The 16,636-nt window shown below is 73.0% G+C and carries 14 protein-coding genes and 1 pseudogene; 11 read left to right on the forward strand and 4 right to left on the reverse strand.

Annotated elements, in window-relative coordinates:
- Positions 1–4: 4 nt before the first annotated feature.
- Complete coding sequence (locus D2L64_RS07755) at positions 5–1,219, reverse strand: FUSC family protein (protein WP_233558836.1); 1,215 nt, start codon at positions 1,217–1,219, stop codon at positions 5–7.
- A gap of 245 nt (positions 1,220–1,464) precedes the next feature.
- Between D2L64_RS07755 and D2L64_RS07760 the strand changes: the two genes are divergently transcribed.
- From D2L64_RS07760 to D2L64_RS07800, 9 genes and pseudogenes are all read left to right on the forward strand, one after another.
- A complete protein-coding gene (locus D2L64_RS07760; protein ID WP_119574030.1) occupies positions 1,465–3,564 on the forward strand; it encodes a cellulase family glycosylhydrolase in 2,100 nt (699 codons plus the stop codon).
- Between the two features lie 61 nt (positions 3,565–3,625).
- Positions 3,626–4,006 (forward strand): YccF domain-containing protein, encoded by a 381-nt coding sequence (locus D2L64_RS07765; protein ID WP_119574031.1) that lies wholly within the window; start codon positions 3,626–3,628, stop codon positions 4,004–4,006.
- 224 nt (positions 4,007–4,230) lie between these two features.
- Positions 4,231–4,884, forward strand: coding sequence for an MFS transporter (locus D2L64_RS28235; protein WP_325049899.1), 654 nt, complete (start codon positions 4,231–4,233; stop codon positions 4,882–4,884).
- Positions 4,866–5,531 (forward strand): annotated as a pseudogene (locus D2L64_RS28240) (MFS transporter); the annotation flags it as partial. The gene D2L64_RS28235 and the pseudogene D2L64_RS28240, both read left to right, overlap by 19 nt.
- A gap of 123 nt (positions 5,532–5,654) precedes the next feature.
- Positions 5,655–6,293, forward strand: a complete 639-nt coding sequence (locus tag D2L64_RS07780) for a D-arabinono-1,4-lactone oxidase (protein WP_233558837.1) — start codon at positions 5,655–5,657, stop codon at positions 6,291–6,293.
- Positions 6,293–6,670 (forward strand): sensory rhodopsin transducer, encoded by a 378-nt coding sequence (locus D2L64_RS07785; RefSeq protein WP_199714460.1) that lies wholly within the window; start codon positions 6,293–6,295, stop codon positions 6,668–6,670. The genes D2L64_RS07780 and D2L64_RS07785 overlap by 1 nt, the downstream gene beginning before the upstream one ends.
- A 95-nt stretch (positions 6,671–6,765) precedes the next feature.
- The gene (locus D2L64_RS07790; protein ID WP_119574034.1) at positions 6,766–7,494 is read left to right on the forward strand and encodes a polysaccharide deacetylase family protein; all 729 of its coding nucleotides are present in this window, start codon (positions 6,766–6,768) and stop codon (positions 7,492–7,494) included.
- 104 nt (positions 7,495–7,598) lie between these two features.
- The gene (locus D2L64_RS07795) at positions 7,599–8,762 is read left to right on the forward strand and encodes an MGDG synthase family glycosyltransferase (RefSeq protein ID WP_233558838.1); all 1,164 of its coding nucleotides are present in this window, start codon (positions 7,599–7,601) and stop codon (positions 8,760–8,762) included.
- Positions 8,750–9,553, forward strand: coding sequence for a polysaccharide deacetylase family protein (locus D2L64_RS07800; RefSeq protein WP_119574035.1), 804 nt, complete (start codon positions 8,750–8,752; stop codon positions 9,551–9,553). Before D2L64_RS07795 ends, D2L64_RS07800 begins: the two co-directional genes overlap by 13 nt.
- Position 9,554: 1 nt before the next feature.
- On the opposite strand, the gene D2L64_RS07805 is transcribed toward D2L64_RS07800, so the two are convergent.
- Entirely contained in the window at positions 9,555–11,900 is a 2,346-nt protein-coding gene (locus D2L64_RS07805) for a lysylphosphatidylglycerol synthase domain-containing protein (RefSeq protein ID WP_119574036.1), read from the reverse strand.
- A gap of 106 nt (positions 11,901–12,006) precedes the next feature.
- On the opposite strand from D2L64_RS07805, the gene D2L64_RS07810 reads away from it, so the two are divergent.
- Both D2L64_RS07810 and mgtA read left to right on the forward strand, forming a co-directional pair.
- Entirely contained in the window at positions 12,007–12,630 is a 624-nt protein-coding gene (locus tag D2L64_RS07810) for a DedA family protein (protein WP_199714461.1), read from the forward strand.
- Positions 12,631–12,725: 95 nt separating this feature from the next.
- Positions 12,726–15,284 (forward strand): magnesium-translocating P-type ATPase, encoded by a 2,559-nt coding sequence (gene mgtA / locus D2L64_RS07815; protein ID WP_158603472.1) that lies wholly within the window; start codon positions 12,726–12,728, stop codon positions 15,282–15,284.
- 43 nt (positions 15,285–15,327) lie between these two features.
- On the opposite strand, the gene D2L64_RS07820 is transcribed toward mgtA, so the two are convergent.
- Both D2L64_RS07820 and D2L64_RS07825 read right to left on the reverse strand, forming a co-directional pair.
- Positions 15,328–15,951 carry a vitamin K epoxide reductase family protein gene (locus D2L64_RS07820; protein ID WP_119574038.1) on the reverse strand — a complete coding sequence of 208 codons (624 nt, stop codon included), beginning with the start codon at positions 15,949–15,951 and terminating at the stop codon, positions 15,328–15,330.
- Positions 15,948–16,610 carry a DsbA family protein gene (locus D2L64_RS07825; RefSeq protein WP_119574039.1) on the reverse strand — a complete coding sequence of 221 codons (663 nt, stop codon included), beginning with the start codon at positions 16,608–16,610 and terminating at the stop codon, positions 15,948–15,950. The genes D2L64_RS07820 and D2L64_RS07825 overlap by 4 nt, the downstream gene beginning before the upstream one ends.
- Between the last annotated feature and the right edge of the window lie 26 nt (positions 16,611–16,636).

Below are 16,636 nucleotides of genomic sequence, written 5' to 3' on the forward strand. Positions count from 1 at the left end.
CGCGTCAGGGGCGTCCCGGCGCGGCGGAGTCCTCCGCCGCGCCGTCACCCTGCCGCCGGTCGAATCGCTCCCGGACCCGGGCGCTGGCCTCCTGCTCGGTACGGCCGATGACACGCAGCAGGTCGGTGGCGACGGTACGGATCTGCGCCACCACGACGTTGCCGGAGAAGCCGACTCCCTCCCGGTACGCCTCGGCGGCCCGGTCGACCGCGGTGAGGATCAACCGCTCGGACCGGTCCGGTTCGTGCCGGCTCTCCATCTCGATCTGCAACAGCGCCAGGGCGTCGCCGAAGTAGTGCACCGCGGACGGGAGCCCGGACGGGATGGGCTCGCCGTCGCGCACCGCGGTGGCCGCCCGGCGCAGCAGTTCCTGACCGCCCTGGATACTCAGGCCCAGGTAGCGGGTGCCCCGCCGGTAGTGGTCGAACTCGCGGCGCCGGTGCCAGCGGGCCGGTGACACGGCCACCGCCTCCTCGGCCCCCGACACCGCGTCGTGCAGCAGCTTCAGCGGGGCGTCCAGTTCGGCCAGCCCGTCGCGGGCCGCGGCCAGCTTGTCGGCGTCACCGCTGGACAGCCCTTCCGCCGCCTCGTGCAGCTGTTCGATCAGGGCCGCGAAGAGCGGACGGGCGGCCCGCTGGATGAGCCGGGTCGGGTTGACCGGCAGCACCGCCACGACGAGCACGGCGATCACCCCGCCGACGACCGCGTCGATGATCCGCGGCACCTCCAGGCCGCGCTGTACCGGGGCGAGGGTGACGATCAGCACCGCCGTACCGCCGGCCTGGGTCACCACCTGCCCGCCCCGGCTGAGCGTGAGGGCGAGCAGGATGGCCAGGGTGACCACGGTGCCGGTCTGCCACGGGCCGGTGCCGATGACCCAGACCAGGGCGTCGCCGACCACGATCCCGGCCAGCACGCCGATCAGCAGTTCGACGGTACGGCGGGTCCGTCTGCCGATCGCGGCGGCGATGGTGCCCACGGCGGCGCTCGGGGCGAAGACCGGTGACGGGTGGCCCAGCACGGTGTGCGCCACGAACCAGGCGAGCGCGGCGGCGACTCCGGCCTGCACGGCGAGGATGGCGTACAGCTCCAGGGTGCGGCGCCGTTCCGGCCACCCGATCCACCGGCTGACGCCGCTGACCGTCCGGGCCACCACGGCGACCAGCCGATTCGACGCACCACGCGGCCGCCCGCCGTCCTGCCCGTCCGCCGTGATCACTCCGCCGACTACCCGCCCGGGCAGCGGTCATTCACCTACCGGCGGTGACTGTGGAGTTGGACGACCGGGCACCGGGGCCACTTCACCCGACGGGACAGCTACCTGCATGGATACCGCCAAGATAGCAGTACGTCGATTGACAAAGTTCATGATCCCAACTTATTGTGCGAGCCGGCCGGACGTTTCCGGTTCCCCGGCGGCGCCCGGCCAGCCACCCGTCGACACCACACCACACGAGGAGCACCATGGCCGGGCTGAGCGGCACCCTAAGACGGACACGATGGCGGTTGGGCCTGGTCGGCGGCGGCATCGCCGCGCTGCTGGCCGGGGTCGGCCTGATCGGCGCCGGCCCCGCCAACGCGGCGGCCGGCTGCCGGGTGGTCTACTCCGCGCCCAGCCAGTGGCCGGGCGGCTTCACCGCGAACGTGGACGTGACCAACCTCGGCGACCCGCTCAACGGCTGGCGGCTGACCTGGACGTTCCCCTCCGGGCAGCGGGTCACCCAGGCGTGGAACGCCAACGTCACCTCGTCGGGCAACGACGTCACCGCCACCAACGTCGGCTACAACGCGGCGCTGGGCACCAACCAGACGGTCTCCTTCGGGTTCAACGGCTCGTGGTCCGGCAGCAACCCGGCACCGACCTCGTTCACGCTCAACGGGACGGTCTGCACCGGCAGCGTCGGCCCGACCACTCCGCCCCCCACCACCCCACCGCCCACCACGCCACCGCCGACCAGCCCACCGCCGGCCGGTGACGCGATGGCCTACGTGGCCGCGATGCAGCCCGGCTGGAACCTCGGCAACACCTTCGACGCCGTCGGCGCCGACGAGACCGCCTGGGGCAACCCGCGCGTCACCCAGGCCCAGCTGGACGCCATCCGGGCCCAGGGCTTCAACAGCATCCGGATCCCAGTGACCTGGAGCAACCGGCACGGCCCGGCCCCGTCGTACACCATCGACCCGGCCTGGCTGAACCGGATCAAGGAAGTCGTCGGCTGGGCGCTGGACGACGGCTTCTACGTGATGATCAACCTGCATCACGACTCGTGGCAGTGGATCCACGAGATGCCGACCAACCGGACCACCGTGCTCAACCGCTACAACGCGCTCTGGACCCAGATCGCCGCGGCGTTCCGGGACGCCTCACCCCGCCTGCACTTCGAGAGCGTCAACGAACCGCAGTTCGCCAACAGCTCCGGGGACGCCCAGAACGCCCAGCTGCTGCACGAACTCAACGTCAACTTCCACCGGATCGTCCGCGCCTCCGGCGGCGCCAACGCCACCCGGATGCTGGTCCTGCCGACCCTGCACACCTCCTCCGAGCAGGCCCGGATCAACGAACTGACCACGACGATCAACCAGCTCAACGACCGCAACCTGATCGCCACCGTGCACTTCTACGGCTACTGGCCGTTCAGCGTGAACGTCGCCGGCGGCACCCGCTTCGACGCCACCACCCAGCAGGACCTCGTCGACTCCTTCGACCGGGTGTACAACGCCTTCGTCACCCGGGGCATCCCGGTCGTCATCGGCGAGTACGGGCTGCTCGGCTTCGACCGGCACACCGGCACCATCCAGCAGGGCGAGAAGCTGAAGTTCTTCGAGTACTTCGGCTACTACGCCCGCCACCGACAGCTCACCACCCAGCTCTGGGACAACGGCCAACACTTCAACCGGACCACCTTCGGCTGGCGCGACACGGAGCTGATCAACCAGATCAAGTCGAGCTGGACGACCCGCTCCGGCACCGCCTCGGCCGACCAGGTGTACGTGCCGCGTACCGGCACGATCACCGCCAAGTCGCTGACCCTCAACCTCAACGGCACCACCTTCTCGGGGTTGCGACAGGGCAGCACCGAACTGGTCCGGGGCACCGACTACACCGTCTCCGGCAACCAGCTGACGCTGACCGCCAGCGCGTTGACCCGGCTGGTGGGCAACCGGGCGTACGGCGTCAACGCCACCCTGCAGGCCCGGTTCTCGGCCGGCGTGCCCTGGCGGATCGACGTGATCAGCCACGACCCGCCGGTGTTGTCCAACGCCACCGGATCCACCGCCTCCTTCGCCATCGGAACCCAGTTCCGCGGTGACCAGCTCGCCACCATGGAGGCGAGGTACGCCGACGGCAGCAACGCCGGTCCGCACGACTGGACCTCGTACAAGGAGTTCGACGTCACCTTCGCCCCCGACTACACCGGCAACCGGATCACGCTGACCGACACCTTCTTCGGCGAGGTACGCGACGGCGCCCCGGTCACCCTCACCTTCCACTTCTGGAGTGGTGCCCAGGTGACCTACCGCGTCACCCGCTCCGGCGGCAGCGTCACCGGTGTGACCGGCTGACCCATCCGGGCGCCACCGACCGCGTCGGCGGCCGGTGGCGCCCGCCGGTCATGATTGATTCATGATCCGATTCGTACTGAACGTGCTCTGGCTCATCTTCGGCGGCGGGCTCGTACTGGCGGTCGGCTACGGCATCGCGGCCCTGATCTGCTTCGTCCTGGTCGTCACCATCCCGTTCGGGGTGGCGTCGCTGCGGCTGGCCTCGTACTCGCTGTGGCCCTTCGGCCGCACCCTGGTGCCCAAGCCCGGCGTCGGCGTCGCCTCCGGCGTGGCCAACGTCATCTGGGTGGTGCTGGCCGGCTGGTGGCTCGCCCTGTCGCACATCGTCGCCGGCGTCAGCCTCTGCCTCACCATCATCGGCATCCCGTTCGGCGTGGCCAACTTCAAGCTCGTGCCGGCCGCGATCTGGCCGCTCGGCCAGGAGGTGGTCCCGGCGCCGTAGCCCCGGCACCGCCGCGCGCCCGCGTCAAAGCCAGGCGGGCCGGGATCGGCAGCACCACCCACCGGACGTTTGACCGGCGCGCACCGGGTACCGAGAACGACGTGCGCAGCGAACCGGAACCGAGCCGGCCCGCCGCCGGGAGCACCCCGCCCGGTGGCGCGGTGCTCGTACCGCCGGGCGGTGGGGTGCCGACGCCGCCACGGCGGGTCCACTGGGCGGGCGCGGTGGCGGCGCTCGGCTGCCGGCCGTTCCGGGCCTTCTGGGTCGGCGCGGTCTGCGCCAGCACCGCCACCTGGATGCTCAACCTGACCGTGCCGCTGCTGCTCTACCAGGCCACCGGGCGGGCACTGTGGGCCGGACTGGGGGCGTTCGCCCAGTTCGTACCAGCGATGCTCGGCTCACCGGTCGGCGGCGTACTGGCCGACCGGCTCCCCCGCCGGGGCGTACTGGCCGCCACCCAACTGGTCGCGCTCGTCGTGGCCGTGGTGCTGGCGCTGGTCAGTCGCGCCGGCACCACGGCACCCCTGGCGCTGCTGGCGCTGGTGGCCGCGGCCGGCGCGGCCAACGGGGTGCAGACTCCGGCCTGGCAGAGCCTGATCCCCCAACTGGTACCGGCCCGGCACCTGCTCAACGCGATCGCCCTGAACGCGATGCAGGCCAACCTGGCCCGCGCGCTGGGACCGGTGCTGGCCACCGCGGTACTGGTCCGCTTCGGCGCCACCGCGGCCTTCCTGGTCGCCGCCGGGGCCAACGTCCTGATGCTGCTCGCCCTCGTACTGGTCCGGCCCCGCCCGACCGGCGCCCGCGCGCCCGGGGAGTCGATGCTCGCCCGGCTGCGCGCCGGCATCCGGCACACCCGCCGGGTACCGGGCTGCTGATGGCGGTGGTACTGGCCGGCTGCGTCTCCTTCGTCGGTACGCCGATCGTGCAGCTCGCCGCCGTCTTCGCCACCGACGTCTACCAGGCCGGCACCGGGGGCGCCGGCCTGCTCGCCTCGGGACTCGGCGTCGGCACCGTGCTGGGCGCCATCCTGCTCAGCGTCTACGGCCCGACCCGGCGACGCGCCACGGTGGCGGGGGTGGCGCTGGCCGTACACGGTTTCGCGACGCTCGCCCTGGCCGCCGCGCCGACGCTCTGGACCGGCCTCGCCGCGGTGATCGTGCTCGGGATCAGTTACCTGGCGGTGCTCTCCACGGCGAACGTGACGGTGCAGGTGCTGGCACCCGACGCGCTGCGCGGCCGGGTCGCCTCGCTGTACTGGATGGCGTTCGCCGGCGGCTACCCCGCCGGTGCGCTGGTGCAGGGGTGGCTGGCCGACCTGATCGGGGTGCGCTGGGCGGTCGCGCTGACCGGGGTGGCGCTGAGCCTGGTGGTGGCCTGGTTGCGCCGCCGCCGACTGCTCGACGCCCTCGACGGCCCAGCCCGACCGGACAGCCCAGCCCGACCGGACAGTCCGGGCAGACCAGACGGCCCAGGCGGACCAGACGGTCCGGGCGGACCGGACGGTCCGGGCGCCGTCCGCTGAGCCGGTCTTGTTTGTGGGCGCGGGCCGTCGGGTAGCAGCGCAGGTCACCGAAGCAGTGCCCACCCCTCGGCGTTCCGGGGCGCTGCGGGACGCCTCACCCTGGACGTCCAGCCGCACTTCGAGGTGGTCCGCCGCACCTGGTGTGCGCCGCTGGACTGGACGCTCGAACACCACGACGAGATGCAGCAGCAGCACCGCAACCTCGACTTCTACTGGTACCCGCGCAGCAACCTGACCCAGGTACGCGCGCTGGACGACCACCGTGACCCGCCGCCACCGGTCTGGACCGGCCCGATCCGGGAACGGGAGACCGGCCCGCTGCACCACAAGCTGCCGCAGGACCGCGACCTGCGCTTCGACGAGATCGAGTACATGCTGCCCAGCGAGGCGTTCGAGGAGTGCTTCGCCGAGGTGCGTCGACGCATCCTGGACCGCCACCGGGTGACGGTGGCCTGGCGGCTGCTGGTGCGTACCGTCGCCGCCGACGACAACTACCTGAGCAACGCCAACGGCCGGGCGACCACCACCATCGCCTGCCTGCACAACGCCGGGCTGCCGCACGAGGAGTACTTCGCCGACATGGAGTCGGTCTTCCGGGACTTCGGCGGTCGCCCGCACTGGGGCAAGAAGCACACGCTGACCGCGAAGGAGCTGCGCGAGCTGTACCCCGACTGGGACACCTTCGCGCGGATCCGCCGCCGGCTCGACCCCGACGGGGTGCTGCTCACGCCGGACCTGGCCCGCCTGCTGGAGGAGAGCTGATGGACCCGATCGGTGCGAAGACCTGGGTGGTGCCCGGCGGGCGGATCCCGTTCCCGAGTCACGGCGACGAACCGGAGTTCACCGGTTTCGACCAGCTGTGCGTGCTCAACACCGGCGACCGGCCCGCCGAACTGGAGTTGACCGTCTACTACGAGGACCAGGACCCGGTCGGCCCGTACCCGCTGACCGTGCCGCCGCGCCGGATCCGGCACGTACGCCTCAACGACCTCGTCGACCCCGAGGCGATCCGGCTGACCCGCCCGTACGGTGCGGTGCTGACCGGCGCCGTACCGGTGGTGGTGCAGTTCCAGCGGCAGGACACCCGGCTGCCCGGAACGATCGCGCTGACCGACGTGATCGCCCACCCGGCCGGGTGACGGACCGCCCGGCGACGGCCCGCTCGGGCCCGCACCGACCGGTCGAGGTCGCCGAACCCCCCGGTCGCCGGTGATCCGGCCGGTATAAAGAGGCTGTGCTGTCGCCCCGCGTCCTCGCCGGCGCCCTGCTCGCGCTGCACGCCGCGCCGGTGCTGACGTCGGTGCCGCCCCTTCGCCGGCACCTGTTTCCCGGGCTTTCCGGCATCGGCCGGCCCGGGCACCTGGCGCTGACCTTCGACGACGGGCCGGACCGCCGCTCCACGCCCCGCTTCCTGGGCCTGCTCGACCGGGCCGGGGTACGCGCCACCTTCTTCCTGCTCGGCGCGATGCTGGACCGGGATCCCGCCCTCGGCCGGGAGATCACCGCCGCCGGTCACGAGGTGGCCGTCCACGGCTGGGAGCACCGCAATCTGCTCTGCCGCCCACCCCACTCGACGTACGCCGACATCGCCCGTGCCCGCGACCGGGTCGCCGCGGAGACCGGGCGGGCACCCCGCTGGTACCGGCCCCCGTACGGGATCCTGACCACCGCGGCACTGGTGGCCTGCGCCCGGCTGGAGCTGCGGCCCCGGCTGTGGACCGCCTGGGGACGGGACTGGGAGGCGGGTGCCACGGGCCCGTCGGTCCGCCGCACCGTGCTGCGTACGCTGCGCCCCGGCGGCACCATCCTGCTGCACGACTCCGACCGGATGGCGGTCCCCGGCGCCTGGCGCTCCTCGTTGGCGGCGCTGCCGGCGCTGCTCGAGTGGGCCACCGAACGGCAGCTGACCGTCGGCCCACTCGGTGAACACCACCCCTGCGACTCCCCGGATCTCGACTGGTGACCGGGGCCCCTCCCGCACCGCAGGCGTGGGGCGGCCCCGCTTCCACCCGGCCGAGACCGCGCGCAGCGGGAGTGACCTGCGCCGCGACGGGTATGCGCGCCCGCGTGACGGAGTGCAGGCGGGCGGCGCAGTGGGCCGCTCCGGCAGACCCGGGGTGGGCGCCGGACCGACCCGGCGGCAGCCGAGCCGCCGGGCGGGTCGTGGTGGTCTCGGCCGACATCGGTGCCGGACACGACGCCGCGGCGGTCGAGCTGTCCGAACGCCTGGCCCGCCAGGGCCTCCAGGTGGACCAGCTGAACTTCCTGAGCCTGCTCCCCCGCCCCCTGGACAGCACCGTGCGGGAGGCCTACCGGGGGATGCTGCGCTGGCTGCCGTGGGGCTACCACGCGCTGTTCGATGCCACCGGCCGCACGCCGGGCTCGGCGCGACTGCTCCGCACCGCGTTGCGTCCGGTGGTGCGGCGCGTGCGCGACCGGCTGCCGCCGGACACCCGGGCCGTGGTCACCACCTTTCCGTTCGCCAACCAGTTGCTCGGGCCGATGCGCCGCGCCGGGCTGCTCGACGCGCCGCTGATCACCTACGTGACGGACTTCGCCGTACACCCGACCTGGATCTCCCCCGGCGTGGACCTGTACTGCGTCGTGCACGAACTCTCCCGCGAGCAGGCCGTGGCCGCCGGAGCGAACCCGGTACGGGTGGTCCGGCCGCTGGTCAACGCCCGCTTCGCCACACCGGTCGGGTTGAGCACCCGGGCCGCCCGGCAACGCTTCGGGCTGCCGGAACGGTCCCGCCTCGCGTTGATCGTCGCCGGTTCCTGGGGCATGGGCGACGTGGCCCGGACCGCGACCGAGGTGCTGGTCACCGGCTGCGCCGTGCCGGTGGTGGTGTGCGGGCGCAACCGACGCCTGTTCCGGCGGCTGCGTCGCTTCCCCGGACACGTGCTCGGCTGGGTCGACGACATGCCCACCCTGATGCGGGCGGCGGACGTGGTGGTGGAGAACGCCGGCGGCCTGACCTGTCAGGAGGCCCTCGCCGCCGGCCGCCCCACGATCACCTACCGGCCGCTGCCCGGGCACGGCCGGGCCAACGCGGCGCTGTTGCGCCGCTCGGCGTTGACCAGCTACATCGCCTCCCCGCAGCGGTTACGGGCGGCGCTGACCACACTCGTGGCCCACGGGGGCGACGCGACCGGCGACGACCCCCGGGCCGACATGGCGGCCGTGGTCGCCGAGGTGGCATCCCCGGTGAGGCGGGGATGGCCCGACTGAGCCGCAGCCGGCGGCGGGATCTGCTCCGGGGCGGTGCGCTGGTCACCTTCGGGGCCGGACTCGGGGTGGTCGGCTTCGCCGAGGCGGCGGACGTGACCGACCGGAAGCTGCCGATCCGGGGCGGAGCCGCCAGCGCGGTGCTGCCCGAGCGACCGGACCTGCTCGGCGGCGGACAGCTCGGGGTGCACTGGTGCACCCGTACCGACCGCAAGCTCGTCGCGCTGACGTTCGACGACGGACCGGGGCCCCGCTGGACCCCGATGGTGCTGGACATCCTGCACCGGCACGGGGTACCGGCCACCTTCTTCATGGTCGGCGAGCGGGCCCGCCGGCACGCCGCGCTGGTGGCCGACCGGCTGGCCGGGCACGAGGTGGGCAACCACAGCTGGGCACACCACGACCTGACCCGGATGTCGGCCGAGCAGGCGTACCAGGATCTGGCGCGTACCCATCGGGAACTGGTGGCGGTGACCGGTCAGCAGCCGACCCTGCTGCGCCCCCCGTACGGTCACCTGGCCGGCAGCACGACGGTGGCGGCGGTCCGGCTGGATTACCAGGTGGTGCTCTGGTCGCGGCAGATGCGGGAGGCGGAGTTCCCCGACGACCCCGACGGGCACGCCCGGCAGATCAGCGCCGACGTGCAGCCCGGCACCATCCTGCTCGCGCACGACGTGGGCGACCATCGCCGGCTGGTGTCGTTGCACGGGTTGCCGCAGATCATCGAGCGGCTACAGGCCGACGGATACCGGTTCGTCACGGTGTCGCAGCTGCTGGCGGTCCGGTCCAGCTGAGTCAGACCAACTCCCGCCGGGCCAGCATCCGCAGCGCGACGTAGCCGACCGGGGCGGGCAGCCAGAACGTCGCGAACCGGTAGACCAGCACGCCGGCGACCGCGGTGTCCACGGGTACGCCGTAGAGCAGCAGCCCGGACACCAGGGCCGCCTCGGTGGCGCCCAGCCCGCCGGGGGTGGGCGCGGCGGAGGCCACCCCCTCGCCGACCACACACACCAGGATGACCGGCGGCAACAGGGCCAGGCTGATCGGCTGACCGACCGCCAGCAGCCCGAAGTACAGGCTCGACCCGTACGCCAGGGTGAGTGCCACCGCCGCCGCGAGCAGCCGGGACAGCCGGTGCCGGCGGGGCAGCGCGCGCAGCGTGCCAAGGCTCTGCCGGGCCACCGTCCGGCCCCGGTGCCGCAGCCGCGGCAGGGCGAGCAGCGCCGCGCCGGCCAGCAGCACCGCCAGCACGCCGAGCAGCAGCGGCAGCGCCCGGCCCAGCACGGCGTGTTCGAGCGTACGGACCGGCTGCCGCGCGAACGGCAGCAGCACGGGCAGCAGCAACGCGACCGACACCACGCCCGCAGCTCGGGAGATCGCCACCGCGGTCGCCGACTCGGCGGTGCCGAAGCCCTTCTGGTGCAGGTAGCGCAGGTTCAACGCGGCACCACCGACGCTGCCCGGTGCCAACCGGTTGGCGAACGACCCGGCCACCTGCATCAGGGTGACCTCGCCCAACGGCACCCGGTTGGCGGTGGACAGCCGCAGGACGACCGCGCTGAGCAGGTAGGTGGCGGCCGAGCCGAGCAGCGTCGCGGCGAGAGCCGGCGGATGCGCGTGCAACATCAGCCGCAGCGCGGTACGTACCTCACCGAGCTGCGGCAGCAGCACGTGCACCAGCAGGCCGAGCACGAGCAGCAGCAGGAGACCACGCGGGGTGATCCGCACCACCCGGGCCAGTCGTCGTTCCCGCTGCGGGCAGCGGCGCAGGATCTGCGCCCGCAACTGCTCCAGCAGCTCGGGGCGGCGCCGCAGCAGGTTCCGGCCGGCTCGGGAGAGCACCGGCCGCTGCAGGTACGGCAGGCTGCCGGCGACCTGGTCGACGCCGAGTTCGGCCATCGCGACGTCGACCACCGTCGCCGGATCCACCCGGCCGGCGAGGGTGACGAGCAGTTCGACGACGTCCCGGTCCCGTTGGTCGGCCGGCGCGTCGTCGAGCCCGAACCCCAGGTCGACCAGGTGGGCGCCGCCACCGCCGACCAGGATGTTGGCCGCCCGCAGGTCGCGGTGCGCGATGCCGGCCCGGTGCAGCAACGCCACCTGCCGGCACACGTCGGCCACCGCGGCCACCGGCAGCGGCCCGACGGGGTGGTCCCAGGCGACCGCGTCCACGAACTCCTGCACCAGCACGGCGTCGCCGCCGGGCAGGGTGGCGGTGGTGACGACCGCCGGAACCCGGACGCCGGCCCGCTCGGCCAGCAGCGTCAGACACGCCTCGTGTTCGCTCTGCTGCTTGGCACTGAGGTAGGGCGGCTCGTCGGCGACGCGCCGGTAGCGCAGCCGCCGGTACAGCTTGTATGCCCAGTCCGCGTCGCGCTGCTGACCGCCGGTCACCTTGACGAACAGCCGCCGCCGGTCGGTGGTGACCACCTGCCAGGGCCACGACCCACGGGCGTCGCCGGTCACCGGCGTCAGCTCCACCACCTCGAAGCCGCGGTGCCGCAGTGCCCGACGCAGCGCGGCAGCGGAGCGCTGCGGCCCGACCTCGCCGACGACCAGCCGGGTGAGGCACACCGCGAGCCAGCCGACCAGGAACCCGCCGACGACGTCCACGGGCAGGTGCGCGCCGACGTGTATCCGCGCCACCGCGACCAGGACGACGACCAGCCAGAGCAGGCGCCGCCAACGGACACCGCCCGCCCGGGCGGCCACCAGGGCCAACGCGGTGGCGACCGCGACGTGCCCGGAGGGATAGCCCAGCGCGCCGGTGACCGTGTCGTGCAGGGCCACGTCGGCCAGCAGGGCCGCCGGCCGCTGCCGGGCCACCGCGACCTTGTTGACGATCGCCAGCCAGTAGGCCAGGTTGCCGGCCAGCAGCAGATCCCGGGCGAGCGCGGGCCGCCGCAGCAGGGCGGCGAGCAGGGCCGCGCCGAAGACCGTGAGGTACGAGCCGACCTGCATGATCACGACCAGTACCGGTGTCAGCCCGGCCGGCGCGCGGTTGAGCAGGGTGAACACGTCCCGTTCCCAGGCCGCGACCGGATACCTGCGCACCAGCAGGCTCGCCACGACCACCAGGACGGCCGAGCCGGCCAGGCTGACCAGCAGCGCCGGTGACGGTCGATGTGTCCGGGATGCCACGGTCCTCCTGTCGGTTTCGAACCTACGGCCTCGTCGCGGCTGCTTCGGTCGTTTCCGCTGCTCCGATCGCCCGGATCCCGGCCGGTGCGGCGGCCACAATCAGGAGGTGGACCGGGTGTTGGCCGTACTCGCCGCGCTGCCGCCGGTGGCGGTGTTGGCGCTGGTGTTCCTGCTGCCGGCGCTGGAGTCCTCGACGTTGCTGGGGTTGTTCGTGCCCGGCGAGACCGCCGTCCTGGTCGGCGGCGTGGTGGCGCACCTCGGCGGGCTACCGCTGTGGGCGGTGATCGTCGTCGCGGCGGCCGGAGCATGCCTCGGCGACCAGGTCGGCTACCTGCTCGGCCGGCGCTACGGCCCGGCGGTGCTGGCTCGCGCGCCGGCGGTGGCCCGGCGGCATCTGGACCTGGACCGGGCCCGGCGGCTGGTGGCGACCCGGGGCGCGGCGGCGGTGGTGATCGGCCGGTGGGTGGCGGTGCTGCGGGTGCTGGTGCCGCTCTTCTCCGGCGCCAGCGGGATGTCCCGGTCCACCTTCGGCTGGGCGAACGTGGCCGGTGGGTCGGTGTGGGCGACGACGGTGGTCCTGTTGGGCTACCTCGGCTCGGCGTCGTACCGCTATCTGGAGCACGAGTTGGGCATCGGCACCCACGTCCTGCTCGCCCTGCTCGTGGTCGGGGCGCTGCTGGCGCTCTGGCGGCACCACCGTCGGCGGCGACCCACCGGACCGGCCCGCTGACCGATGCCGCCAACCGGCTTCGCGGCCGGTGCCGGATCGGTAGCGTCGGAGCTGCGCCGGGCGTGCCGGTGCCGCCGCGAGGCTGCGGAGGACGGGTGGGGGCACAGACCGGCCGGCACGGCCGCACCGGGGCCTTCTGGGCCGGTCAGCTACCCGAGGCGCTGGCCGCCGTCGGCGCACCGGCACAGGGGCTGACGGGTGAACGGGCCACCCGGTTGCTGGCCGAGCACGGACCCAACCGGATCGCCCTGGCCCGTCGCCACGGCTGGCGGCTGCTGTCGAGCCAGTTCAGCAGCCCCATCATCCTGATCCTCGTCGCCGCCACGGTGCTGTCGATGATCGTCGGCGACCTCGTCGACGGCGTCATCATCCTGGCCATCGTCGCCGCCAGCGGCGGGCTCGGGTACTGGCAGGAACGCGCGGCGGGGCGCGCGGTCGACGCGTTGCAGGCCCGGGTACGGGTCGGCGTCGAGGTGCTCCGGGACGGCCGTGAGGTCTCCGTGCCGGTCGAGGAGGTGGTCCTCGGCGACCTGGTGGTGTTGCGCGCCGGTGACGTGGTCCCCGCCGACTGCCGGTTGGTCGACGCGCAGCGGCTACAGGTCGACCAGGCCGCGCTGACCGGGGAGTCGTTCCCGGTACCGAAGACCACGGATCCCACGCCCGCGGAGGCGGACCTGGCGGGCCGCACCAACGCCCTGTGGATGGGCACGCACGTGGTCAGCGGCACCGGCCGGGCGGTGGTCATGCGGACCGGTCGGGACACCGCGTTCGCCGAGGTCGCCGCCCGGGTCGGCACCCGGGCCACGGCCACCGGTTTCCAGCGCGGACTGACCCGGTTCGGGCTGCTGCTGGTACGGATCATGGTGGTACTGCTCGTCGGTATCGCGGTCGCGAACCTGCTGATGGGCCGGCCGGTCATCGACTCGCTGTTGTTCTCCCTGGCCCTCGCCGTCGGCGTGACCCCGCAGATGCTGCCGGCGATCGTCGCGGTCAGCCTCTCCGCGGGGGCGCGGGCGATGGCCGCGCACCGGGTCATCGTCAAGCGCCTGGAGGCCATCGAGGACTTCGGTGCGATGACCGTGCTGCTGACGGACAAGACCGGAACCCTCACCGCCGGAACCGTCACGCTGGCCGCCGGCCTCGATGTCGACGGCGCGCCGGATCCCGAGGTGGCCCGCCTGGCCCGGCTCAACGCCGGCCTGCAGCAGGGCTTCGGCAACCCGATGGACGCCGCGATCATGTCCGGGCAGCCGCCGGCCGATCCGGCCCGACGGATCGCCGAGGTTCCGTACGACTTCAGCCGGCAGCGGCTGTCGTTGCTGGTCGACGAGGGTGGCACCGCCACGCTGATCACCAAGGGGTCGCTCGCCTCGATGTTGACGGTCTGCACGGCGGCCCGCACCGGTGCCGGTGTGCGGCCGCTCGACGCCGTCCGGGACCGGGTCGAACGGCGGTTCGCCGAACTCAGCGGCGAGGGCCACCGGGTACTCGGGCTGGCCGTGCGGGCCCTTCCCGGCGCCCGCACGGCCAGCGTGGCCGACGAGGCGGAGATGACCCTGGTCGGCCTGCTCACCTTCCAGGATCCGGCCAAGCCCGACGCCGCCGAGGCGATCGACCGGCTCGGCACCATGGGCATCTCCGTCCGGCTGGTCACCGGCGACAACCGGCACTCGGCGGCGCACGTGGCCCGGCAGGTCGGGCTCGCCGGTGAGCCGATGCTCGGCGCCGACATCGCCGCCTGTTCCGACGCGGACCTGCCTGGTCGGGTCGCCGGTACCACCGTGTTCGCCGAGGTCGACCCGGTGCAGAAGGAACGGGTGCTGACCGCGCTGCGTTCCGGTGGCGCGGTGGTCGGGTTCATCGGCGACGGGATCAACGACTCCCCCGCCCTGCACGCCGCCGACGTCGGCATCTCCGTCGACACCGCCGTCGACGTCGCCAAGCAGGCCGCCGCGATCGTGCTGCTGGAGAAGAACCTCGACGTCGTCGCCGACGGGGTCCGGCTGGGCCGGCGGACGTTCACCAACACCCTGAAGTACATCCGGGTCAACACCAGCGCGTCCTTCGGCAACGTGGTCAGCATGAGCGTGGCCACCCTGCTGCTGCCGTTCCTGCCGCTGCTGCCCCGTCAGGTGTTGCTGCTGAACTTCCTCTCCGACATCCCGTACACCACCATCTCCACCGACCACACCGATCCGGAGCAGCTGCACCGCCCCCGCACCGTCGACGTCCCGGCGATCCGCCGGTTCATGCTGGTCTACGGCTCCATCAGCATCGCCGTGGACCTGGGCGCGCTCGCGGTGCTGCACTGGTGGTGGCACACCCCCACCGACGTCTTCCGTTCGGCGTGGTTCATCCAGTTCACCGCGACCGAGATCATCGTCCTGATGGTGCTGCGCACCAACCGCGGTTTCCTGCGCAGCCGGCCGTCCACGCCGCTGCTGGTGACCGGGGCTCTGCTGGTGGCGGTCACCGTCGCGCTGCCGTTCGGTCCGCTGGCCGCGCCGCTGGGGCTCGGCCGGCCGCCGCTGCCGGTCCTGGCCACCCTGGCCGCGCTGACCGTCGCCTACGTCGCCGCCAACGAGCTGGCCAAACGGTTCGTGCCACCGGACCCGTTGACCGCCGCGCGCCCGCTCAGTCGGCGACGACGGTGAAGGTCGCGGCGGCACCCCCCGTGACGACATCGGCAGCTTCCGCTCAGCCCAGCGTGGACCAGTAGTCCCAGAACCGCACCAGGATGGCCAGCAGGATCACCACGTACCAGGCGACCAGGATGACGCTGTGGTAGCCGGCGAGCCCGGCCAGTCGGGACAGCGGCGACGAGGACGGGAGTTCACGCAGGTTGCGCAGCGTGGTGTAGAGGAAGATCGCGATGGTGACGACCCAGACCACCATGCAGTACGGGCAGAGCGCCGAGATGACGTACAGGCTCTGGTAGATCAGCCAGTGCACGAAGACCACGCCGAAGGTGGCGCCGGCCTGCAGGCCGAGCCACGCCCAGCGGGGCAGGCGTACGCCGCCGAGCAGCAGCACACCGAGGGTGGTGACCACGGCGAAGCCGGCGATGCCGAGCAGCGGGTTGGGGATGCCGAAGGCGGCGGCCTGCGGCGTGGTCATCACCGAACCGCAGGACAGGATCGGGTTGATGCTGCACGTCGGCACGTAGTCGGCGTCGGCCAGCAGGTTGATCTTCTCGACGGTGAGGGTGCCGGCGGCCAGCAGGCCGACGCCGCCGCCGAGGGCGAGCACCCAGGCGGTCACCCGGGCGAGGAATCCGGCTGGCGCCGTGGTGTCCCCGCGACGCTCGGCGGTGGCGGTCATCGGGCGAGCGCGGCGTCGATGGCGGCGATCATGTCCGCCTGGGTTCGGATCTCGGTCAGCTGCCGACCGTTGAGGAAGAACGTCGGGGTGCCCTGCACTCCGGCGGTCTCGCCGTCGGCGCGGTCGCTGGCCACCCGGGCGGCGACGGCCGGGTCGTCCAGGTCACGCCGGAACCGGTCGACGTCCAGGCCGAGGGTGCGCGCGTACTCGACGAACGTCTCGGTCTGCGGGGTGCGCTGGTGCCCCCACGCCTCCTGGTTCTCGAAGAGCACGGTGTACATCTCGGCGAACCGGCCCTGCTCGGCGGCGGCCTGCGCGGCCCGTGCGGCCAGCTCCGCGTTGGGGTGGCTGGGGATCGGGAAGTAGCGCACCACGAAGGTGAGCCGATCCTGGTAGGTGTCCAGGATCTCCTTGATCGCCGGATAGACGGCGCCGCACGCCTCGCACTCGAAGTCGAGGAACTCGACCAGGGTGACCTTGCCATCGGGGGCGGTGGAGAGCCGGTGGCTGTCCTCGCGGACCAGCACCGCCGGGTCGACCTCCGCGCCGGCACCGCTGGTCGGGCGCGGGCCGCTGTTACGGTTGACGGCGGTCAGGCCGAGCAGGGCGAGGATCACCACCAGGATCATCGCCAACGTCAGCCGGGTGTTCCTCGTCATGCGGGTGCCAACCTTCCCTGTGGATG

This window comes from Micromonospora radicis, assembly GCF_003583405.1.
In the GTDB taxonomy this organism is placed as follows: domain Bacteria; phylum Actinomycetota; class Actinomycetes; order Mycobacteriales; family Micromonosporaceae; genus Micromonospora; species Micromonospora radicis.